The organism is Streptomyces silaceus, assembly GCF_001419745.1.
GTDB classification, from domain to species: Bacteria; Actinomycetota; Actinomycetes; order Streptomycetales; family Streptomycetaceae; genus Streptomyces; species Streptomyces silaceus.
Genome location: NZ_LIRJ01000045.1, coordinates 1 through 20,506 on the forward strand (window position 1 = coordinate 1; position 20,506 = coordinate 20,506).

17 protein-coding genes are annotated in these 20,506 nt (G+C 71.8%); 10 read left to right on the top strand and 7 right to left on the bottom strand.

Annotation, left to right across the window (positions count from 1 at the left end; all coding sequences use genetic code 11):
- On the bottom strand, positions 1–1,341 hold a 1,341-nt coding region (locus AOK22_RS05270; protein ID WP_107101859.1), incomplete at its 3' end, for an APC family permease.
- Between the two features lie 133 nt (positions 1,342–1,474).
- Between AOK22_RS05270 and AOK22_RS05275 the strand changes: the two genes are divergently transcribed.
- Positions 1,475–2,092, top strand: a complete 618-nt coding sequence (locus tag AOK22_RS05275) for a TetR/AcrR family transcriptional regulator (protein ID WP_055697383.1) — start codon at positions 1,475–1,477, stop codon at positions 2,090–2,092.
- A gap of 21 nt (positions 2,093–2,113) precedes the next feature.
- Here the strand turns inward: AOK22_RS05275 and AOK22_RS05280 are convergent, their stop codons facing one another.
- Positions 2,114–5,107: a bifunctional [glutamine synthetase] adenylyltransferase/[glutamine synthetase]-adenylyl-L-tyrosine phosphorylase gene (locus tag AOK22_RS05280; RefSeq protein ID WP_055697384.1), complete on the bottom strand. Its 2,994-nt coding sequence runs from the start codon at positions 5,105–5,107 to the stop codon at positions 2,114–2,116.
- A gap of 121 nt (positions 5,108–5,228) precedes the next feature.
- Here AOK22_RS05280 and AOK22_RS05285 point away from each other — a divergent pair, with 121 nt between their 5' ends.
- Both AOK22_RS05285 and AOK22_RS05290 read left to right on the top strand, forming a co-directional pair.
- Positions 5,229–5,753 carry a pyridoxamine 5'-phosphate oxidase family protein gene (locus AOK22_RS05285; RefSeq protein ID WP_055697385.1) on the top strand — a complete coding sequence of 175 codons (525 nt, stop codon included), beginning with the start codon at positions 5,229–5,231 and terminating at the stop codon, positions 5,751–5,753.
- Between the two features lie 100 nt (positions 5,754–5,853).
- Entirely contained in the window at positions 5,854–6,288 is a 435-nt protein-coding gene (locus tag AOK22_RS05290; protein ID WP_055697386.1) for a VOC family protein, read from the top strand.
- A gap of 165 nt (positions 6,289–6,453) precedes the next feature.
- Here the strand turns inward: AOK22_RS05290 and AOK22_RS05295 are convergent, their stop codons facing one another.
- The gene (locus AOK22_RS05295; protein ID WP_055697387.1) at positions 6,454–7,815 is read right to left on the bottom strand and encodes a glutamine synthetase family protein; all 1,362 of its coding nucleotides are present in this window, start codon (positions 7,813–7,815) and stop codon (positions 6,454–6,456) included.
- Between the two features lie 363 nt (positions 7,816–8,178).
- On the opposite strand from AOK22_RS05295, the gene AOK22_RS05300 reads away from it, so the two are divergent.
- Entirely contained in the window at positions 8,179–9,393 is a 1,215-nt protein-coding gene (locus tag AOK22_RS05300; protein ID WP_055697388.1) for a globin domain-containing protein, read from the top strand.
- 30 nt (positions 9,394–9,423) lie between these two features.
- On the opposite strand, the gene AOK22_RS05305 is transcribed toward AOK22_RS05300, so the two are convergent.
- Positions 9,424–9,864 carry an RrF2 family transcriptional regulator gene (locus AOK22_RS05305; RefSeq protein ID WP_055697389.1) on the bottom strand — a complete coding sequence of 147 codons (441 nt, stop codon included), beginning with the start codon at positions 9,862–9,864 and terminating at the stop codon, positions 9,424–9,426.
- Between the two features lie 198 nt (positions 9,865–10,062).
- On the opposite strand from AOK22_RS05305, the gene AOK22_RS05310 reads away from it, so the two are divergent.
- Together AOK22_RS05310 and AOK22_RS05315 are read left to right on the top strand one after the other, a co-directional pair.
- Positions 10,063–10,716: a DUF3105 domain-containing protein gene (locus AOK22_RS05310; protein ID WP_055697390.1), complete on the top strand. Its 654-nt coding sequence runs from the start codon at positions 10,063–10,065 to the stop codon at positions 10,714–10,716.
- A gap of 13 nt (positions 10,717–10,729) precedes the next feature.
- Positions 10,730–11,383 carry a DUF305 domain-containing protein gene (locus tag AOK22_RS05315; RefSeq protein ID WP_425264003.1) on the top strand — a complete coding sequence of 218 codons (654 nt, stop codon included), beginning with the start codon at positions 10,730–10,732 and terminating at the stop codon, positions 11,381–11,383.
- Positions 11,384–11,422: 39 nt separating this feature from the next.
- Here the strand turns inward: AOK22_RS05315 and AOK22_RS05320 are convergent, their stop codons facing one another.
- The 3 genes from AOK22_RS05320 to AOK22_RS05330 all read right to left on the bottom strand — a co-directional run bounded on the left by AOK22_RS05320 (position 11,423) and on the right by AOK22_RS05330 (position 15,519).
- Positions 11,423–12,553: a cobalamin B12-binding domain-containing protein gene (locus tag AOK22_RS05320; RefSeq protein WP_055697392.1), complete on the bottom strand. Its 1,131-nt coding sequence runs from the start codon at positions 12,551–12,553 to the stop codon at positions 11,423–11,425.
- A gap of 64 nt (positions 12,554–12,617) precedes the next feature.
- On the bottom strand, positions 12,618–14,351 hold the full coding sequence (locus AOK22_RS05325) for a PP2C family protein-serine/threonine phosphatase (protein WP_079036354.1): 1,734 nt from the start codon (positions 14,349–14,351) through the stop codon (positions 12,618–12,620).
- A 196-nt stretch (positions 14,352–14,547) separates the two neighbouring features.
- The gene (locus AOK22_RS05330; RefSeq protein ID WP_055697396.1) at positions 14,548–15,519 is read right to left on the bottom strand and encodes a hydroxyacid dehydrogenase; all 972 of its coding nucleotides are present in this window, start codon (positions 15,517–15,519) and stop codon (positions 14,548–14,550) included.
- A gap of 371 nt (positions 15,520–15,890) precedes the next feature.
- Between AOK22_RS05330 and AOK22_RS05335 the strand changes: the two genes are divergently transcribed.
- The 4 genes from AOK22_RS05335 (at position 15,891) to AOK22_RS05350 (ending at position 20,495) form a co-directional block, all read left to right on the top strand.
- Positions 15,891–16,745 (top strand): ABC transporter permease, encoded by an 855-nt coding sequence (locus tag AOK22_RS05335; protein ID WP_055697397.1) that lies wholly within the window; start codon positions 15,891–15,893, stop codon positions 16,743–16,745.
- 29 nt (positions 16,746–16,774) lie between these two features.
- Positions 16,775–17,638, top strand: coding sequence for a carbohydrate ABC transporter permease (locus AOK22_RS05340; RefSeq protein ID WP_055697393.1), 864 nt, complete (start codon positions 16,775–16,777; stop codon positions 17,636–17,638).
- A gap of 49 nt (positions 17,639–17,687) precedes the next feature.
- Entirely contained in the window at positions 17,688–19,325 is a 1,638-nt protein-coding gene (locus tag AOK22_RS05345) for an extracellular solute-binding protein (RefSeq protein WP_055697394.1), read from the top strand.
- 114 nt (positions 19,326–19,439) lie between these two features.
- Positions 19,440–20,495: a LacI family DNA-binding transcriptional regulator gene (locus tag AOK22_RS05350; protein WP_055697395.1), complete on the top strand. Its 1,056-nt coding sequence runs from the start codon at positions 19,440–19,442 to the stop codon at positions 20,493–20,495.
- Positions 20,496–20,506: the final 11 nt, after the last annotated feature.

Here is a 20,506-nt window from a genome sequence, read left to right on the forward strand (position 1 = left end):
GCCGAGGACGAGGACCGCGGGGACGAGGGCGACGAGGACGGTGTTCACCAGGGGCGAGGCGCCGGTGAAGAGGTCGATGTGGGTGACGACGAGGACGAGCGCGGCGGAGAGCAGCACGGTCGCGGCGAGGGGCGCGACGACGGTGCGCAGGGTGCCCTCCTGGTGGCTGACGCGCCGGAAGTAGCAGGGCACGGCGATCGCGGCGAGCAGCTGGAGCGCCAGCAGGCCGACCATTCCGGGGGTGTTCACCCACAGGAGGAGCTGTTGGTAGGGGTCGGCGTCGGCCGCGGCGAAGGCGAGGACGACCGCCGCGCCGAGCACGGTCTGGGCGGCGCCCGCGAGGTAGGGGGAGCGGTGGCGGGGATGGACGCGGCCGAGCGCCCGGGGCAGGACGCCCTCCTCGGCGAGGGAGAGGGTGTAGCGGTTGATGGCGTTGTGGAAGGCGAGCAGGGAGGCGAGGACGCTGGTGACGATGAGGACGTGCATCAGGTCGGCGGCCCAGGCGCCGACGTAGGTGGTGATGGCGGTGAAGAAGAGCCCGGCGGGGTCGGACCCGGCGGCCTTGACGACCTCCTCGTCGCCGAAGGCCTGGACGACGGTCCAGACGACGAAGGCGTAGAAGAGGCCGAGGAAGGCGACGGCGATGTAGGTGGCGCGGGGCACGGTGCGGTCGGGGTCGCGGGCCTCGCGGCGGTAGATGACGGTGGACTCGAAGCCGGTGAAGGCGGCGAAGGCGCAGGCCAGGACGGCCGCGGTGCCGGGGACCAGGACGTTGCCGGGGGCGAGGCTCGCGAGGCCGAGGCCGTCGGCGCCGCCCTTGAGGAGGACGCCGCCGGCGAGCAGGACGAGGATGCCGGTCTCGGCGACGAGCAGCACCCCGAGGAGCTTGGCGCCGAAGTCGATGGACCGGAAGCCGCCGTACCAGATGAGCAGCAGGCCGGCGAGGGAGACCGGGAGCCAGGGGATGTCGGCGCCGAGGAGGGCGTGCGCGGTGTCCTGGGTGGCGGTGCCGAGCAGGCCGTAGACGCCGATCTCCATGCCGTTGTAGCCGAGCATCGCGAGCAGGGCTGCGGCGATGCCGGCGGGGCGGCCGAGGCCCCGGGTGATGTACGCGTAGAAGGCGCCGCCGCTGCGGACGTGGCGGCTCATCGTGGTGAACCCGACGGCGAAGACGGTGAGGGTGATGCCGGCCAGGAGGTAGCCGACGGGGGCGCCGATGCCGCCGAGCGAGAGGGCGATGGGGGCGACGCCCGCCATGACGGTGAGCGGGGCCGCGGCGGAGACCACGAAGAAGGCGATGTCGGCGGTGCCGAGGGAGCCGGTGCGGAGCGTGCTGGCCATGGGGAGGCAGCCCTTCTGCGGCAGGCGGGAGCAGGGCATGGGGCGGGGGACCCGAAAACCTAAAGGCTTTCGGTTTCGGCAATGTAGCCTCACCCTGGGCAGTTCGGGAAGACTTCACAGAGAGATCAGAGCCATGGGCCGGCCGCGCACACCGCTCCTCGACCGGGAGCGCATCACCACGACCACGCTCGAACTCGTCGACGAGCGGGGCGACTTCAGCGTGCCCCAGGTCGCACGGCGGCTCGGCGTGCAGACGGGCTCGGTGTACCACCATGTGGACGGCCGCGACGGCATCGTCGAGCTGCTGCGCGAGCGGGTGGCCGAGGCGATCGACACGGCGACGCTGACGGGGCCCTGGGACGGGGCCCTGGCGGCCTGGGCCCGCTCCTACCGCGCGGCCTTCGCCGCCCACCCCAAGGTGATCCCGCTCCTGATGGCCTCACCGGTGCGGGCGCCGCGGGTGCTCGCCCAGTACGAGCGCGCCGTCACCCTCCTCCTGGACGCCGGCTTCGCCCTGCCGGACGTGATGCCCGTGATCATCGCCCTGGAGAACGTGGTGCTCGGCTCGGCGCTGGACCTCGCGGCGCCGGAGGCGATGTGGGTCCTGGCGGACGAGACGGCGACGCCCGCTCTGGCCCGCGCGCTGGACGCGGTGCCGCCGGGACGGGCGGACCGGGCGTTCGAGCTGGCACTGGAGGGGTTCCTGGAGCATGCGCGGGAGATGCTGAAGGCGTACGACGCGCCCCGCTGACCCCTCCCCCGAAGCCGCCTCCTACGCGCCGTAGAACCTCTCCTCCACCACGGCCCGCGCCCGGCGCGTGATGCGGCGGTAGTCGTCGAGCATGTCGCCGACGTGTCCGGGGTCGTAGCCCAAGTAGCGGCCCACCGCGGCCAGTTCGCGGCCGTCGGAGGGGAACGTGTCGCCCGCGCGGCCGCGGACCAGCATCACCGCGTTGCGCACGCGGGTCGCCAGCACCCACGCCTCGTCGAGGGTCGCCGCGTCCTCCGTCGGGATCAGGTCCGCCGCGCAGGCCGCCGCGAGGGCCTCGCGGGTACGGGTCGTGCGCAGGCCCGGCTCGGCCCAGGCGTGCCCCAACTGGAGGAGCTGGACGGTCCATTCGACGTCGGAGAGGCCGCCGCGGCCCAGCTTGGTGTGGAGCGTCGGGTCGGCGCCGCGCGGCATCCGCTCCGACTCCATGCGGGCCTTGAGGCGGCGGATCTCGCGGATCGCGTCGTCGCCGAGCCCCTCGGCCGGATAGCGCAGCGGGTCGACGAGCTCGATGAAGGCGCGCCCCAGCTCCTCGTCGCCCGCGACCGGTTCGGCACGCAGCAGCGCCTGGGACTCCCAGACCAGCGACCAGCGGCGGTAGTACGCGGCGTACGACTTGAGGGTGCGCACCAGCGGGCCGCTCCTGCCCTCCGGGCGCAGGTCGGCGTCGATGAGCAACGGCGGGTCGGCGGAGGGCAGTTGGAGCAGCCTGCGCATCTCGGCGATCACCTTCGCGGCGGCCTTGGCGGCCTCCTGCTCGTCGGCGCCCTCGCGCGGTTCGTGCACGAACAGGACGTCCGCGTCCGAGCCGTAGCCCAGTTCGTGGCCGCCGAAGCGGCCCATGCCGATGACCGCGAAACGGGTCGGCAGGGTGTCGCCCCAGCCGTCGCGGACCACGGCGCGCAGCGTGCCGGCGATCGTCGCCGCCGTCAGATCGGAGACGGCGTCGCCCACCCGGTCCACCAGCGCGCCCGGGTCGGCCTCGGCGGGGCTGTCCTCCGTGCCGTACGAGCCGATGAGGTCGCCCGCCGCGGTGCGGAACAGCTCCCTGCGCCGGACCCCGCGGGCCGCCGTGACCGCCTGCTCGGCGCCGTCCGCGCGGCCCACCGCCGCGAGGATCTCCTGCTCCAGGTGGGCCCGCCCGCGCGGTTCGAGGCCCCGGGCGTCGCCGAGCAGGGCGACCGCCTCGGGGGCCCGCAGCAGCAGGTCGGGGGCGAGCCGCCCGGCGGACAGGACGCGCGCGAGGTTCTCCGCCGCCGCGCCCTCGTCCCGCAGCAGCCGCAGGTACCAGGGGGTCTTGCCCAGCGCGTCGGACACCCTGCGAAAGCCCAGCAGGCCCGCGTCCGGGTCCGCCGAGTCCGCGAACCAGCCGAGCAGCACGGGCAGCAGGGTGCGCTGGATGGCCGCCTTGCGGGTGACCCCGGACGCCAGCGCCTCCAGGTGCCTGAGCGCGGCGCTCGGGTCGGCGTAGCCGAGGGCGATCAGGCGCTCGCGGGCCGCCTCGGTGCTCAACCGTGCCTCGCCCGGCGCGAGTTGGGCGACCGCGTCGAGCAGCGGGCGGTAGAAGAGTTTCTCGTGCAGCCGGCGGACCACGGACGTGTGCCGCTTCCAGGCGCGGTTCAGGTCGGTGATCGGCTCGGTGCGCATTCCCAGGGAGCGGCCGATGCGCCGCAGGTCCGCGTCGTCCTCGGGCACGAGGTGGGTGCGGCGCAGCCTGTAGAGCTGGATGCGGTGTTCCAGGGAGCGCAGGAAGCGGTACGCGTCGTCGAGCTGGACGGCGTCCACGCGGCCCACGTAGCCGCCCTCGCCGAGGGCCTGCAACGCCACGAGCGTCGACCCGCTGCGGATCGAGGGGTCGCTGCGCCCGTGCACCAACTGGAGCATCTGCACGGCGAATTCGACGTCCCGCAGCCCGCCGGGGCCGAGCTTCAGCTCCCGCTCGACCTCGCCCGCCGGGATGTTCTCGACGACCCTGCGGCGCATCCGCTGTACGTCCGCCACGAAGTTCTCGCGCTCGGCGGCCTGCCAGACCAGCGGCGCGAGCGTGGCGACGTACTCCTCGCCGAGCGCGAGGTCGCCCGCGACGGGGCGGGCCTTGAGCAGGGCCTGGAACTCCCAGGTCTTCGCCCAGCGCTGGTAGTACGCGAGGTGACTGGAGAGGGTGCGCACCAGCGGGCCGTTGCGCCCCTCGGGGCGGAGGTTGGCGTCGACGGGCCAGATGGTGCCCTCGACGTTGGTCTCCGAGCAGATCCGCATCATGTGCGAGGCGAGCCGGGTCGCGGCGCGCAGCGCCTTGCCCTCGTCGGCGCCCTCGACGGCCTCGGCGACGAAGATGACGTCGACGTCGGAGACGTAGTTCAGCTCGTGGCCGCCGCACTTGCCCATCGCGATGACCGCGAGCCGGCACTGCGCCGCGTCCGAGGGCGCCGCCGCGCGGGCCATGGCGAGCGCCGCCCGCAGCGTGGCGGTCGCGAGGTCGGCGAGCTCGGCCGCCGCCTCGGCGACGTCCGTCGTGCCGCACACGTCACGGGCCGCTATGGCCAGCAGGCAGCGGCGGTAGGAGACGCGCAGCGAGACGGGGTCGGTGGCGTCCGCGAGGCCCCGCTCGAACTCCTCGACGCCGGGGTGCAGATCGGCCGCCTCGTACGTGACCAGGGCGCGCCAGTCGCGCGGGTGGCGGGCGAGGTGGTCGGCGAGGGCCTCGGAGGCGCCGAGCACGCCGAGGAGGCGGTCGCGCAGGGGCTTGGCGGTGACGAGCGTGTCGAGCAGCTCCCGCCGGCTGAGGTCGTCCTCCTGCCCCTCGACCAGGCGGACCAGGCCGAGCAGCGCCAGGTCGGGGTCGGCGGTGGCGCCGAGGGCGTCCAGGAGCAGCGGGTCGGAGCGGACGGCGCTCAGGGCGGGGTCGTCGAGGAGCCGCTCCGCCGTGGACGGGTCCGTGAAACCGTGCCGCAGCAGCCGCGTGAACGTACTGCTCCTGCGCCCTTGCGGCACCGTCATGGCCTCGCGCCTCCGTTCGATCACTCCTGGCCCCGAGCCTACGGCCTCACCGATGAGTTCCGCCCGCGTGCGCGGTCCATGCTTCACACGGAGCCTTGAGTCAGCGACGGAAGGACGGACCATGCCGAGCGGAGAACCGCGTACGGAACTCGACGCCAGGTACAGCACCCCCGGCGCCGAGCCGACGCCGTGGGACGAGGCCGTGGCCCGGCTGAGGACGGCCGAGCTGTTCTGGATCTCGACGGTACGCCCCGACGGACGCCCGCACGTCACCCCGCTGCCCGCCGTCTGGCTGGACGGCGCCCTGCACTTCGCGACGGGCCCGAAGGAGCGCAAGGCCCGCAACCTCGCGGCCAACCCGGAGACGGTCCTGACCACCGGGACCAACCTCTGGGACAAGGGCTACGACCTGGTCGTGGAGGGCACGGCGGTGCGCGTCGCCGACGAGGCGCGGCTGCGGCGCCTGGCGGTGGCCTGGGAGGACAAGTACGGCAGCTTCTGGCACTACGAGGTGCGCGACGGCTGCTTCCACCACGGCCCCGGCCACGCGTACGTCTTCGCGGTGGCGCCCCGCACGGCGTTCGGCTTCGGCAAGGGCGAGCCGTTCAGCCAGACGCGGTGGCGTTTCGGGGGCGCGGAGGACTGAGCGCGGGTACGGGAGCGCCGCGCGGGCTGTGGCGGGCCGGGGCGCACAGATGGCGCAGACAGCGCTGACAGGGGGGCCGACCGCCTGGTGTACTGCGCCCATGGAATACACCCTCGAAGTGATCCCGCTGCCGGTGAGCGACATCGAACGGTCCAAGGAGTTCTACCGCGACAAGCTCGGCTTCCACGTCGACATCGACACGGAGGTCATGCCGGGCCTGCGCATCGTCCAGCTGACCCCGCCGGGCTCGGGCTGTTCCATCGCCCTGGCCGACACGCTCTGGGAGACCATGGAGGGCCCGACACCGCAGCCCGGCTCCTACCAGGGCCTCCAGCTGTGCGTCGCCGACGCGAAGGCGGCACACGCGGAGCTGGTCGCGCGGGGCCTCGACGTCACCGAGCCGGTGGCCCACGCACCGCAGGACGGCGGCACGTTCATGTACTTCAAGGACCCGGACGGCAACGGCTGGGCGATCCAGGAGTACCGGGTCCGTGCGACGACGCCTTTGCGGGACGCGATCGTGAGCGCTCCGTAGGGGGCGCGGGACTGCTTCGACGCGCGGCTCCGCCGCGTGCGCGCTCGGCGCGCGAGAAAGCCGCAGTCGCGTCTGCCAGTGCCCCGGCAGACGCGACTGCGGCTCTGTCTTTGGTCGCTCGCGCAGTTCCCCGCGCCCCTTACGGGGCCTTCCCGACGGGAGGGTCTACAGCACCGGAAGATTCTTCCGCAGCTCGAACGCCGTGACCTCGGAGCGGTACTCCTCCCACTCCTGCTTCTTGTTGCGCAGGAAGAAGTCGTAGACGTGCTCGCCGAGCGTCTCGGCGACCAGCTCGCTGCGCTCCATCAGCGCGATCGCCTCACCGAGGTTCTGCGGCAGCGGCTCGATGCCCATCGCGCGGCGCTCCGCGTCGGACAGCGCCCACACGTCGTCGTCGGCGCCCGGCGGCAGTTCGTAGCCCTCCTCGATGCCCTTGAGGCCGGCGGCGAGCAGGACGGCGTACGTCAGGTAGGGGTTCGCGCCCGAGTCGATGGAGCGGACCTCGACGCGCGCCGAGCCGGTCTTGCCGGGCTTGTACATCGGGACGCGGATGAGCGCCGAGCGGTTGTTGTGGCCCCAGCAGATGTACGAGGGCGCCTCGCCGCCCGCGCCCGCCGTGCGCTCGGAGCCGCCCCAGATGCGCTTGTAGGAGTTCACCCACTGGTTGGTGACCGCCGAGATCTCCGCGGCGTGCTTCAGGAGGCCCGCGATGAAGGAGCGGCCGACCTTGGAGAGCTGGTACTCGGCGCCCGACTCGTAGAAGGCGTTGCGGTCGCCCTCGAAGAGGGAGAGGTGCGTGTGCATGCCCGAGCCCGGGTACTCCGAGAACGGCTTCGGCATGAACGTGGCCTGCACGCCCTGCTCCAGCGCGACCTGCTTCATGACCAGACGGAACGTCATGATGTTGTCCGCCGTGGAGAGCGCGTCCGCGTACCGCAGGTCGATCTCCTGCTGGCCCGGCGCGCCCTCGTGGTGGCTGAACTCGACCGAGATGCCCATCGATTCGAGCATCGTGATCGCCTGGCGACGGAAGTCCATCCCCACGTTCTGCGGGGTGTGGTCGAAGTAGCCGGAGTTGTCCGCAGGGGTGGGCCGCGAGCCGTCCAGCGGCTTGTCCTTGAGGAGGAAGAACTCGATCTCGGGGTGGGTGTAGAAGGTGAAGCCGAGGTCTGAGGTCTTGGCGAGGGCCCTCTTCAGTACGTAGCGGGGATCGGCGAAGGACGGCGAGCCGTCCGGCATCAGGATGTCGCAGAACATGCGGGCGGTGCCGGGGGCCTCCGCGCGCCAGGGCAGCACCTGGAACGTCGACGGATCCGGCTTCGCGATCATGTCCGACTCGTACACCCGGGCGAATCCCTCGATCGCCGAGCCGTCGAACCCGATGCCCTCGTCGAAGGCCTGCTCCAGCTCGGCCGGGGCCACGGCCACCGATTTCAGGAAGCCGAGGACATCCGTGAACCACAGGCGTACGAACCGGATGTCGCGCTCCTCCAACGTACGGAGCACGAATTCCTGCTGCTTGTCCATCTTCCGCTTCCACCCATCCTTGCTGGTCAGGCCGCCTGCACCCGCGCAGCGGGACACATCGGGCACCGAGCATCCCACTCCGCGGTTTCGAGCGCGTTGCGCGCCCCGTGCCACCGCGTTCCGCGCCGCGCCGCGGGCCGCTCCGCTTGCCGTTCTGTGCCCATAGTGCCTGCTGATGGGCGGCTCTGTAACGGCGGGCCGGTCCCGCCCCGCCCACACCCCCGCCTCCTCTTCTTAACTTGCATCTTAGATGCAAGTTTTCTACCGTCAGAACACAGACAAGGGAGACGTAAGGCCCCCCGTCGGCCTTCCCGGCTTCTCGGGCCTTTCCGGCTTCCCGGCTTCCGGCACTGAGGAGTCCCGTTGCTGTCCGAGCAGTCCGCCGCGACCGTCCGCGCCACCCTTCCCGTCGTCGGGGCCGCCATCGGCGACATCACCGAGCGGTTCTACGAGCGCCTCTTCACCGCCCGCCCCGAGCTCCTGCGCGACCTCTTCAACCGCGGCAACCAGGCCGCGGGCACCCAGCGCCAGGCCCTGGCGGGCTCCATCGCGGCCTTCGCGACGTACCTCGTGGACCACCCCGACGAGCGCCCCGAGGTGATGCTGCACCGCATCGCCCACAAGCACGCCTCGCTCGGCGTGGCCCCCGAGCAGTACCCGACGGTCCACGAGCACCTCTTCGCCGCCATCGCCGAGGTGCTCGGCGACGCGGTCACCCCCGAGGTCGGCGCGGCCTGGGACGAGGTCTACTGGCTCATGGCCAACGCCCTCATCGCCATCGAGGCCCGGCTGTACGCCGAGCAGGGCGCCGTCGGCTGCGACACCTGGCGGGAGTGGGAGGTCGTCGGCCGCATCGAGGAGACGGCCGACGTCGCCACCTTCCAGCTGCGGCCCCTCGGCGAGGCGCCCGCGCCGGGCTTTCGCGCGGGGCAGTACGTGTCCGTGCAGGTCCAACTGGACGACGGCGCCCGGCAGATACGGCAGTACAGCCTCTCCGGAGCGGGCGGGACCGGGTCATCGGTACGGCAGATCAGCGTGAAGCGGGTCACGGCCGGTGCCGGGACGCCCGAGGGCGAGGTCTCCCACCACCTGCACGCGCGCGTGCGCGAAGGTGACGTGCTGCGGCTCTCCGCCCCCTACGGAGACCTCGTCCTGGACGCCGCCGACCAGGACGCGCCGCTGCTGCTCGCCTCCGCCGGCATCGGCGTCACCCCGATGACCGCCATGCTGGAACAGCTCGCCGCCACCGGGCACCGCGGCCCCGTCACCGTCGTGCACGCCGACCGCTCCCCCGCCGAGCACGCCCTGCGCGCCGACCACGCGGCCTACGCGGGCAAACTCCCGCACGGCGCCGCGTACTTCTTCTACGAGCGGCCGGACGAGGGCCACCCGGCCGAGCTCACCGGGCTCGCCGACCTGACGGCGCTGCCCCCGCTGCCGGCCGGCACGCGCGCGTACCTGTGCGGACCGCTGCCGTTCATGCGGGCCGTGCGGACGCAGCTCCTGGGGTGCGGGGTCGCCGCCGCCGACATCCACTACGAGGTGTTCGGACCCGATCTCTGGCTGGCCCAGGGGTAGTCGGGGACACGCCGCCACGCGGGGCGGCGTTCACCCGTCGTCCCGCATCGTGATGTCCAGGAGCAGCGGACCCGTCGGCGCCGCCACCATGTCCGCCACCGTCAGCGGGTCCAGCGACGCGTAGAACGCCTCCTGGGCCGTGCGCAGCGCGCCCCGCAGCCGGCACGCCGCGTTCAGCGGGCACGGTGTCGTGCCCTCGCACTCCACCACGTCGCCGACGCCCTCGAAGGCCCGCACCAGCGCGCCCACCGACGCCGTGCGGCCCGCCTCCGTCACCGCGAGCCCGCCGCCCCTGCCCCGGCGGGCCTCCAGCAGGCCCATCTTCTGGAGCTCGGCGACGACCTTGGCCTCGTGGGTGTAGGGCACCGCCATGTCGGCCGCCACCTCGCGCGTCGTGGGGGCCGTCCCGCTCGCGACGGCCAGGCGCATGAGCGTGCGCAGTGCCAGGTCGGTGGATCGCATGAGCCGCATGCGTCGAGCCTAGGTAATGCGCATCCGGGCCTCAAATTATCCGGGCGCGCGACGGCGGGTCCTCGACGGACGATGGCCGAATCCGGCACCGGGCCCAAGAACCCCGCGGACGCCCTGTGGTGCGGGGGTGCTCTCCCCTTACGATCAGCGGACTCTCGTTCGTCGTCCCGTCCGTCCCTTTCCCCAGAAGGACACACCATGGGTTCCGCCAAGAACACGAGCAACGCCTCCCGCAAGGCCCGGATAGAGGAGATGCGCCGGGCCGACCGCGCACGCGAACGCCGGGGCCGGGCCCTGATGATCACGGTGAGCGCGGTCGTCGTCGCGGCGCTGGGCGTGGGCGGATTCCTCCTCTACGACAAGGCGTCGGACGGCTCGAAGGACGACGCGAAGGCCTGGCCGAAGTACAAGGTCACCGAGGACGGCGAGAAGGTCTGGGGCAAACTCGGGCGTACGCACGTCACGAAGACCGTGGACTACCCGATGACGCCGCCCGTGGGCGGCGACCACAACCAGGTGTGGATGAACTGCAACGGCGACGTCTACAAGAAGGCGATCCCGGAGATGAACGCCGTGCACTCCCTGGAGCACGGAGCCGTGTGGGTCACGTACAACGACAAGGCGAAGCCGGCGGACCTGAAGAAGCTGGAGGCCAAGGTCAAGGCCACGCCGTACTCCCTGATGAGCCCGGTGAAGGACCAGAAGGACCCGGTCATGCTGACCGCGTGGGCGCACCAGCGGACCGTCTCGGGCGCGGACGACCCGAAGGTCAAGGAGTTCTTCTCGACGTACGTCCAGGGCAAGCAGACCCCGGAGCCGGGTGCGGCGTGCACCAACGGGCTCGCTCAGTAAGGCGGCGTGAGTGGTGAGTTGGCTGAGTCGACGCGACAGGCCGGTGGCGGCGCGTACGAAATGGCTGGTCGGGTCCGCCGCGGCAGCGGTGATCCTCGCGGGCGGCATCACGGCGGCGGTGGCCGCCACGGACTCCGACTCGGGCAGTGGTACGCCCGCGAGTTCGTCGGCCGACGCGGGGTTCGCGCAGGACATGGCCGTCCACCATCAGCAGGCGGTGGAGATGTCGTACATCGTGCGGGACCGCACCGACGACGAGGAGGTGCGGCGTCTCGCGTACGACATCGCCCAGACGCAGGCCAACCAGCGCGGGATGCTGCTGGGCTGGCTGGACCTGTGGGAGCTGCCGAAGGTGCCCGAGGGGGCGCCGATGGCATGGATGGGCATGGGCGACATGCCGGCGGGTGAGGACGGCGCGCTGATGCCGGGCATGGCGACGCGCACGGAACTGGACCGCCTCGGCAAGCTGAGCGGCAAGAAGGCGGAGGTCCTGTACCTCCGGCTGATGACGCGGCACCACCGGGGCGGGGTACACATGGCGGAGGGCTGCGTGCAGCGGTGCGAGGTGCCGGTGGAACGGCGCCTGGCGAAGGGGATGGTGGAGTCGCAGGAGTCGGAGATCGCGCTGATGTCGACGATGCTGAAGGCCCGCGGCGCGAAGCCGTGACGTGCGGGGCGGGCCTCCCGTGCGGGCACCGCGAGGCGGTCACGCGGGCCGGTGCGGTTCGAGGAGGTCGCGGGCGGCGGTGAGGATGCCGACCACGCGGGGGAAGTCCTTGAGCCGGTTCAGCAGCGAGTCCAGAGCGGGGAGCAGGCACCACGGCGGGACGTCACGGGCCTCCAGGATGTCCGCGGTCCACGCGGTGAACCCCGTGAAGAGGTCGGGGTCGTCGACGTAGAGGGCCGTGGCGAGATGGCTGACGATGTGGTCGATGTCCTCGACCGTGCGGTCCCACTGGTACTCGCTGTACCGGCGCATCTCGGGAAAGCCCTCCTCGACGTCGGCGAGGGCCTGTTTGACCAGTTGCAGCTTGGTCCGGCGGACCATCGTGTACTCCTGGTCGCCCAGGTGCGGCAGGTCCAGATCGGGCAGGCGGGCCGCCTGCGCGGGCGGCGTCGGCCGCCGGCCGAGGAGGGTGGCCGCGCCGCGCGCGTCCGCGGCCCATTCGGCGCGCATCATCCGGGCGTAGCGGCCCCGGGGGCCGAACCCGGCTCCTCCGGCGAGCACCCGGACACCGGCGCCCTGGCAGGAGCTGATCGCGTTGTGGGCGCCGGGCAGCAGCGTCGGGATGGAGGAGGACAGGAGCACCGCCTGCGCACGGGTGCGCCGCGCGTGCGCGACCAGGTGCTCGGTGGGGACCTGCGCCCCGAGGTAGTCGACCCGCCAGCCCCGCAGCCGCAGCACCTCGCTGACCAGCCGCGCGGGCAGGGCGTGCCACTCGCCGTCGACGCACGACACCAGGACCCGTCCCACGAAGGGGCCGGTGAGGGCGTGGGCGGTGGTGTCGGCCACGGCGGCCACGCACCGCTCGCTGATCGCCGTGGCGGCGTGCTCCTGGGCCACCGTGATGTCGTTGGCCGCCCAGGCCCGCCCCAGCCGCTCCTGGGCCGGGGCGATCAGTTCGAGCAGGACCTGTTCGCCCGCGGCCAGGGTCCGTTCCGCGTCCGAGGTGCCCACGACTGCCGCCTGTCGGGGCCCTTGCGCGTGGAGGGCGTGGAGCGCGTGGAGCGTGCGGCGCACGATCGCGACGGCGCGGGCCTCGTCGCACTCGTCGAGCGCCTGCCACAGCTGATCGCGTGGCTCGGTCAGGGAGAGAGTTCCTTCGCCACCGTTCACCCGTATCACCTTTCCCGGGTCGGCTCGTGCACCGTCGTCGGCCGGTTCGCCGACGACGGTCCGTTCATCGTTGGGGGTCGTTGATCGTGCTCGGCCCGCTCACTGTCGGCGGCCCGTTTCCTGCCGTCGGCCCGTTCGCCGCCGTCGGCTCACTCACCGTCGTCAGGCCGTTCACCGGCGTCGGACGGCCGTCGTGGGGCGCGCCGATCGCCAGGACGGCCATGTCGTCGTGCGGGCCCTGCCCCACCCACTGGGCGATGATCATCTGCACGCGTTCGGTGACCGCTTCCGCCGGCATCCCGGCGCACCGGGCCAGCACGGACCGCAGCCGTTCCTCGCTGAACATCACGTCGCCCAGCGGTCCGCCGCGCGCTTCGGTGATCCCGTCGGAGTACAGCAGACAGGTGTCACCGGGCCGCAGGACGACCTCGGCTGTCCTGATCTCCAGGTCGTCGAACACGCCGATCAGCGTTCCGCCGGTCCGGGCCTCCTCCACCTGGCCGTCGGTGCGCACGACGAGCGGGGCGGGGTGACCCGCGCTGGAGAGGCGCAGCCGTATCCGTGCGCCCTGGCGCACGGCGGAGACGAGGACCAGGGTCACGAAGGGCGTCTGGTCCGAGGACAGCAGCGCGCCGTTGAGGAGGGTCAGCAGGCGGGTGTGGTCGGCGGCGAACGGCACCAGCGCCTGGAGCACGGTGCGGATCCGGCCGGCTGTGACGGCGGCTTCGAGTCCTTTGCCGCACACGTCGCCCAGCACCGCGACCGTCTCGGCCTCCGGGGTGTCGGCCGGATACAGGTCGTAGAAGTCGCCGCCGATGCGTTCGCCCGCCACCGAGGCGCGATAGCGGCCGGAGAAGCAGATGCCGTGCACCCGGCCGAGCGGCGGCGGCAGCAGGCCGCGCATCAGCACTTCGGTGCTGTACGCCTGGCGGGCGTGGCTGCGGGCCACGGACAGGGCGGCGCCCGCGCGTGCGGCGAAGAGCTGGGCGAAGGATTCCTCCGTAGGAGTGAACGCCGCCTCCCCGCGGTGGCGCAGCAGGATGAGGCAGCCGGCCGGCACGCCGTGCCCCGGCAAGGGCACCACCACGACCGAACCGATGTCGGCGGCATCGCCCACGAACCCCTTGGGCAGGGCCCAGGACGGCACCTCGCGGGGGTCGATCCAGCGGGAGGACACGGCGGGAAGCCCCAGCAACGCCTCGGCCAGGCCGGGCAGTTCACCCGGGTCGAGGGCGATCCGCTCCCGCACCACCGGGCCGTCGGTGACGCACCGCGTCACGGGGAAGCTGCGTCCGTCGCCCGTCCCGACGATGACCGCCGCGTCCGCCAGATGCCGGGCTGCCTGGCGCGCGGCCACTTCCGTGCAGCGCTCGACGTTCAGCGAGGCCAGGAGTTCCGACGAGAGTTCCTGCAGCAGTCCCGCTCGCGCCCGCTCGCGCGCCAACTCCTGCACGGCGCCCGCCCGGGTGGTGTCGCCGACCAGCCACCAGGTCACCGCGCCGTCCGCGTCCGGTCCCGCGAGGGCCTTCACGCGGCGCCCGTCGATCCGGCCGCCCGCCCAGGCCGGCAGCGCCTCCCCCGCGGCGCCGACACGCCGCAGATGGGCCTCGACCAGCCACGGGGGCGCGACATCGCCCAGGGCGACGCCGGCACCGAGCCGGGGCAGCAGGACGGCGGCCCGGTCGTTGTGGGACAGCACGATGCCGGCCGCGTCCACTGTCAGCACCGGGTACGGGGCACCGTGCTGCGCGGCAGGTCCTACACCACAAGAGCGCTTCTGCTCGGGCAAGGAGACCATCGATCTGGAACCCACTGGCGCGGATCCCCACCACCCATCTACTCGAAGGCAGGTGACGACCAGATTACCGACGGCATATGACTACCGACTGCACTTCTCCGTACCTGGGACATCCTCCTCACGACTACTGAATAATCCGCCCAGCAGTCCCCGCAGAAGGGGCATCGGCGGCCAAAAGTCCCGTGCGGCGGGCCGATCAGGCCAGCCGGGGCAGGTCCTCGCGCAGCAGACGGCCCCTCAACGGCTGTCCACAGACGTAGCGTTCGACCTCGCCCACCGCGAACTCACCGAGCCGGCGCACCTCGCTCCCCTGCGCCCCCGCGACATGCGGGGTCACCAGGACGTTCGGCAGCCGCAGCAACGCGTGCCCCGCGGGCAGGGGTTCGGGATCCGTCACGTCCAGGAACGCGTCGAGCCGCCCCGACCCGCACTCCCGGGCCAGCGCCTCCGTGTCGACGAGCGACCCCCTCGCCGTGTTGACGAGCGTTCCGCCGTCCGGGATGAGGCGGAGCATCTCGGCGCTCACGAGGCCGCGCGTCTCGGGGAGTTGGGGCGCGTGGACCGTGACGATGCTGCTGCGCGAGCAGAGTTCGGGCAGGGGGACCAGCTCGGCTCCCAGCTCCGCCGCCTCCGCCGGGGTGACGTACGGATCCGTGAGCAGCACCCGGAACCCCGCGTCCGACGCCCGCAGCGCCGCGATCACCCGGCGCCCGATCCGCGAGGCCCCGATCACGCCGATCACCCGCGCGTCCGCCCCGGCCCGCGCGGCGAACGCCGGCCACCCGTCGGCGTACCCGGCCGCGGCCGACAGCGCCCCCTTCGCCGCGAAGGTGACCGCGGCCAGCGTGAACGCCACCACCGGAGCCGCGTTGGCGTCCGCCGCCGAGGAGACGACGACGCCCCGCTCCCACACCGCGTCCGTCACCATCGGCTTGACCGATCCCGCCGCGTGGACCACCGCGCGCAGCCGGGGCGCGGCGGCCAGGATCTCCGGGGTCAGCGGCGGGCATTCCCAGCCCGTGACCAGGATCTCCGTCCCGGCGAGCACCGCCAGGGACTCGGGCGCCGTGAGCGGCCCCGACAGCGGCACGGGGGCCAACCGCACGCTGCGGGCCAGCCGCTCGCGCAGCTCCGGGACGAACACGCGGTCCGCGACCTCGGCCCCCATGGCCAGGGCCGCGGCCGGCGGCCCCTCGCCGCCCCGCTCCCGCAGATCCGCCTGCACTGCCTGCTCTGCCACGCGTGACCATCCCTCGTAGTAACCGGTTACTCACCAGCGCTTGGAGGCTAGGACCAAGCCGGGAGGCCGGTCAAGAGACAGGCAGGCGAAGGGGGTTGACCAAGGGCAGTAACCGCTTTAGATTCCGGGCACCTTATTCCGACGACGGAGGGGTTGCCGTGCCGACGGTGACGAAGGAACGGGCGGAAACCGAGGCGGTGAAGCCGCCCGGCGGACGCAGTAGTGGGTCAAATGCCAGGAAATCAGGGCGTGGTGAGCGGTGGAAACGGTTTCGGCGCACCCGTGTCCTGGTGCTGCTCATGGTGCCGGGGCTCGTGTACTTCCTGGTCTTCCACTACGGCGCCTTCGTCGCCAACGCGGTGGCCTTCAAGGAGTACGTGCCCTTCGACGGCCTGTGGGCGAGCCCCTGGGTGGGCACGGAGAACTTCTCGCGGATGTTCGGGGACCCGGACTTCTGGCACGCGACGTGGAACACCCTGTTCATCGCCGTGCTCCAGCTGGTCTTCTTCTTCCCGGCGCCGCTCGCCCTCGCGCTGCTGCTGCACAGCCTGACCTCGGACCTGCTGCGCCGCTTCACACAGTCCGTGATCTACCTGCCGCACTTCCTGTCGTGGGTCGTCGTGGTCGCGCTCTTCCAGCAAGTGCTCAGTGACACGGGCCTGTTGAACACCTTCCTCAGCGACTCCGGGCTGCACACCGTCGACATCATCGGCAATCCGGACGCCTACCACCCACTCGTGGTCATCGAGGTGATCTGGAAGGACGCCGGCTGGGGGACGATCATCTTCCTCGCCGCCCTCATGCAGGTCGACGAGCAGCTCTACGAGGCCTCGGCCATCGACGGGGCCGGGCCCTGGCGGCGGTTCTGGCACGTCACACTGCCCAGCATCCGGCCGATCATCATCCTGCTGCTGATCATGCGGCTCGGCGACATCCTCTCCGTCGGTTTCGAACAGATGCTGCTCCAGCGGCAGTCGGTGGGCCCGGAGGTCGGCGAGGTCCTCGACACCTTCGTCTTCTGGCAGGGCATCGTCGGCGGCGACACCGGATACGCGGCGGCCGCGGGCCTGTTCAAGGGTGTCGTCGGCGCGGCGCTCGTCTTCACCGCCAACCGGATCGCCCACCGGCTCGGCGAACAGGGGGTCTACAAGTGAGTACCGGTCATGTCACCAGGCCTGCCTGGATGGAGAAGCCGCGGTTCGCCACCAAGGCCGCCAAGGCCGTCGCGGTGGTGGTCGTCCTCGCGCTCGTACTGATCCCCTTCCTCGTCATCGTCTCGACCTCGCTCGCCTCCAACCGCGAGGTCGTGGACAACGGCGGCTGGGTGCTGTGGCCGAGCGATCCGACGCTGCGCGCCTACCGCACCATCCTCAGCGGCGGCATCGTCACCAAGGCGCTCGGCGTGAGCGTCGGGCTGACCGTCGTGGGCACACTCTTCTCGCTCGCGTGCACCACCTTCCTCGCGTACGCCCTGGCCCGCCCCGGCGTCTTCGGCGGCAAGCCGGTGCTCCTCCTGATCCTGTTCACCTTCCTCTTCCCGCCCGGCATGATCCCCGCGTTCCTGCTGGTCAAGGGCATGGGAATGATGGACACCTATGCCGCGCTGATCGCGCCCGTGCTCATCAACGTCTTCAACCTGATCGTGCTGCGCGGCTTCTTCCAGGGCATACCCGAGGAGCTGTACGAGGCGGCCAGGCTCGACGGCGCCGGCGACTGGCACATCCTGTGGCGGATCGTCCTGCCGCTGTCGAAGGCGGCCCTCGCCGTCGTCTCCCTCTTCTACGCGGTGAGCTACTGGAACGCCTGGTTCCATGCCTCGATCTACATGGAGTCCGGCCACTGGCCGCTCTCGCAGGTGCTGCGTACGTACGTCATCGGCGGCTCCCAGATCGCCGACACCGGCCTGAGCGAGGCCGGCATGGTCTCCGCCCCGCAGACGACGCAGATGGCCGTCCTGGTGATCGCCACCGTGCCGATCCTGCTCGTCTACCCCTTCCTGCAGAAGTACTTCACCAAGGGCGTGCTCACCGGCGCCATCAAGAGCTGATCCCTCAACTCGTCGTCCAGAAGGGCCCTTTCACGTGTCCGGTTCCTCGATGTCGCGGCGCACCCTGCTCCGCTCCATGGCCGTCGGCGGCGCCGCCCTGGCCGCCCCCGCCGTCCTCACCGCCTGCTCCACCGACTCCAGCGGCGGCGGCAATGTCTCCAACGCCGGGAAGAAGGTGGTGCCCTGGCCGACGTACACCCCCGCGAAGGGCCCCGTCCCCGACCTCGCGCCGACCGCCGAGGGCGTGCAGCCCGGGTACACGAAGTACCCGGAGAAGCTCGTGCGGGCGATGTCCGGGAAGCCGGGCGACGGCAAGCAGAAGATCAAGGTCATGACCATCACCTACGGCACCCCGCCGAAGCCGGTCGGCCGGAACAAGTACTGGCAGGCGGTGAACGAGGCGCTGGGCGTGGAGATCGAGTTCACCGTCGTGCCCGACGCGGACTTCCGGGCCAAGATGTCCACGCTGATGTCCGGCGACGACCTGCCCGACATGATCAACTTCGGTGGCGGATACGTGCTGCCGCGCGAGTCGCAGTTCGTGAAGTCCCGCTGCGCCGACCTCAGCGACCACCTCTCCGGCGACGCGGTCAAGGACTACCCGAACCTCGCCAATATCCCCACGTACGCCTGGGAGGGCATGGGCCGCATCGCCGGGCGCATCTACGGGCTGCCGATCGAGCGGGCCAAGGTGCAGGGCGCGATGTTCATCAACCGCGAGGCGTTCGACGAGGCGGGCTACAAGCCCGGCATGTCCGCCCCGGACTTCCGGGCGATGGCGAAGGAGGCCTCGCGGGGCAAGAAGTTCGCCCTCGGCGCGTCCACCGTCGGCTTCTACGGGTACCTCTACCACGCGATGTGGCACGGCGCGCCCAACCAGTGGCAGATCAAGGACGGCAAGGTCACCGACATGTACGGGACCGACGCGTTCAAGGCCGCCCTGGAGTACATGTCCTCGATGCGCGGCGACGGCTCGTACAACCCGGACGCCACCTCGATCTCGCAGGTCGACCTGAAGACGCAGTTCTACAACGGCACGGTCCGCTCGATGACCGACGGCTGGGGCGCCGTCATCTCCAACGCCCAGGGAATCAAGGACGAGTTCACCCTCGACGTCGCCGAGCCCTACGCCGTCGACGGCGTCACGCCCGTCTACCAGCAGAACCGCGGCTGCTTCGGCTACACCGTCATCAAGAAGGCCTCCAAGGACCGCGTGAAGCTGATGCTGCGCGTCCTCGACTGGCTCGCCTCGCCGTTCGGCTCGAAGGAGTACGAGCTGATGCACTACGGCGTGGAGGGCACGCACTTCACGTACAACAAGGACGGCGACCCCGTCGCCACCGAGCTCGGCCTGATCGACTCCAAGACCAATCTGCCCTTCCCCTACCTCATGGACGCGCCGCAGCCGCTGTACTTCCCCGGCTTCCCCGACCTCACCGAGCGGCTGCACGCGTGGGAGAAGAAGGTCGTCCCGCTGCTCGTGCCCGACGACCACTGGGGCCTGATGTCGGACACGTACAACCGGCAGGGCGCCTCGATGCAGCAGATCATCGAGGACGGCGTCACGGCGGTCGTCTCCGGCCGCAAGAAGCTCTCCGAGTGGGACTCCATCCACCAGAAGTGGCAGTCGCAGGGCGGGAAGAGGTCCGCCGAGGAGTTCCTGAAGGAGTACGAGGCCGCGCACTGAGCCGGGGTCCGGGCGCGGGATGATGGGTCCGGGGCGGGGGCTGCCGTGGGGGCAACTCCGCCCCGGATCCGGACGGTTGGACGGCCGACAGGCCGCTGGGTGAGGGAGACACAGGTGGGTGAGCGGGTCACGATCCGCGACGTGGCCGCGCGCGCGGGGGTGTCGGTGGCCACCGTCTCGCGGGTCCTCGCGGGCAACTACCCGACGTCCACGGCGTCGCGGGCCAAGGTGCTGCGGGCGGTCAAGGACCTGGACTACGTCGCCAACGCGCACGCGCGCGCGTTGGCGGGCGCGGGCCGCAAGACGATAGCGGTGCTCACCTACGACGTGGTGGGCGCGTTCTACGCGCAGGTCGCGCAGGGCGTCGAGATGGAGGCGGCCCAGCACGGGCGCCTCACGCTGGTCGCGTCCACCGGCAGCGATCCGGCGCGCGAGCTGGCGCTCGTGCAGATGATGCGCGAACAGGCCGCCGAGGCCGTCGTCCTGGTCGGCGGCGCGGTCCAGGACGACGAGTACCGCCAGCGGATGGCGCGGTACGCGGAGGTGCTCGCGGCGGCGGGCTCCCGGCTCGTCCTGTGCGGCCGCCCCGCCCCGGCGCCGGACGTGCCTGCGCTCGTGGTCGAGTACGACAACGAGGCCGGCGCCCACGCCGTCACCAGCCACCTGCTGGGCGCCGGGCACCGGCGGATCGCCCTCCTCGGCTACGAGCCGGGCAACACGACCGGCGAGGACCGCCTCGCCGGCTACCTCCGGGCCCTCGACGACCACGGCGTGCCCCGGAGCGAGGCGGTGCTCCACGGGGTCGGCTTCGGGCAGAACTGCGGCTACCGGGCGATGCGGGACCTCCTGGAGAAGGCCGACGGCAGGCCCGACTTCACGGCGGTCTTCGGGGGCGACGACCGGGCCGCGGCGGCGGCGGTCATCGCGCTGCGCGAGTACGGGCTCCGGGTGCCGGACGACATGTCGGTGGTCGGCTACAACGACGACCCCGTGGCCGCGGACATCACTCCCGGTCTGACGACCGTGCACATCCCCGCCGAGGAGATGGGCCGCACGGCCGTCCGCCGAGCCCTGTCGGGCGCACCGAGGGCGGGCCAGGAACGCCACGTGCTGGGCACGCACATCGTGATTCGGGACAGCGTCAGACCGGTACGGGGCGGGACGGGCTAGCGGGGTACCAC

Coding starts and splice junctions, on each gene's coding strand:
- AOK22_RS05275 (WP_055697383.1), top strand. CDS start 1,475: ATGGGCCGGCCGCGCACACCGCTCCTCGACCGGGAGCGCATCACCACG.
- AOK22_RS05280 (WP_055697384.1), bottom strand. CDS start 5,107: ATGACGGTGCCGCAAGGGCGCAGGAGCAGTACGTTCACGCGGCTGCTG.
- AOK22_RS05285 (WP_055697385.1), top strand. CDS start 5,229: ATGCCGAGCGGAGAACCGCGTACGGAACTCGACGCCAGGTACAGCACC.
- AOK22_RS05290 (WP_055697386.1), top strand. CDS start 5,854: ATGGAATACACCCTCGAAGTGATCCCGCTGCCGGTGAGCGACATCGAA.
- AOK22_RS05295 (WP_055697387.1), bottom strand. CDS start 7,815: ATGGACAAGCAGCAGGAATTCGTGCTCCGTACGTTGGAGGAGCGCGAC.
- AOK22_RS05305 (WP_055697389.1), bottom strand. CDS start 9,864: ATGCGGCTCATGCGATCCACCGACCTGGCACTGCGCACGCTCATGCGC.
- AOK22_RS05310 (WP_055697390.1), top strand. CDS start 10,063: ATGGGTTCCGCCAAGAACACGAGCAACGCCTCCCGCAAGGCCCGGATA.
- AOK22_RS05325 (WP_079036354.1), bottom strand. CDS start 14,351: ATGGTCTCCTTGCCCGAGCAGAAGCGCTCTTGTGGTGTAGGACCTGCC.
- AOK22_RS05330 (WP_055697396.1), bottom strand. CDS start 15,519: ATGGGGGCCGAGGTCGCGGACCGCGTGTTCGTCCCGGAGCTGCGCGAG.
- AOK22_RS05335 (WP_055697397.1), top strand. CDS start 15,891: ATGGTGCCGGGGCTCGTGTACTTCCTGGTCTTCCACTACGGCGCCTTC.
- AOK22_RS05340 (WP_055697393.1), top strand. CDS start 16,775: ATGGAGAAGCCGCGGTTCGCCACCAAGGCCGCCAAGGCCGTCGCGGTG.
- AOK22_RS05345 (WP_055697394.1), top strand. CDS start 17,688: ATGTCGCGGCGCACCCTGCTCCGCTCCATGGCCGTCGGCGGCGCCGCC.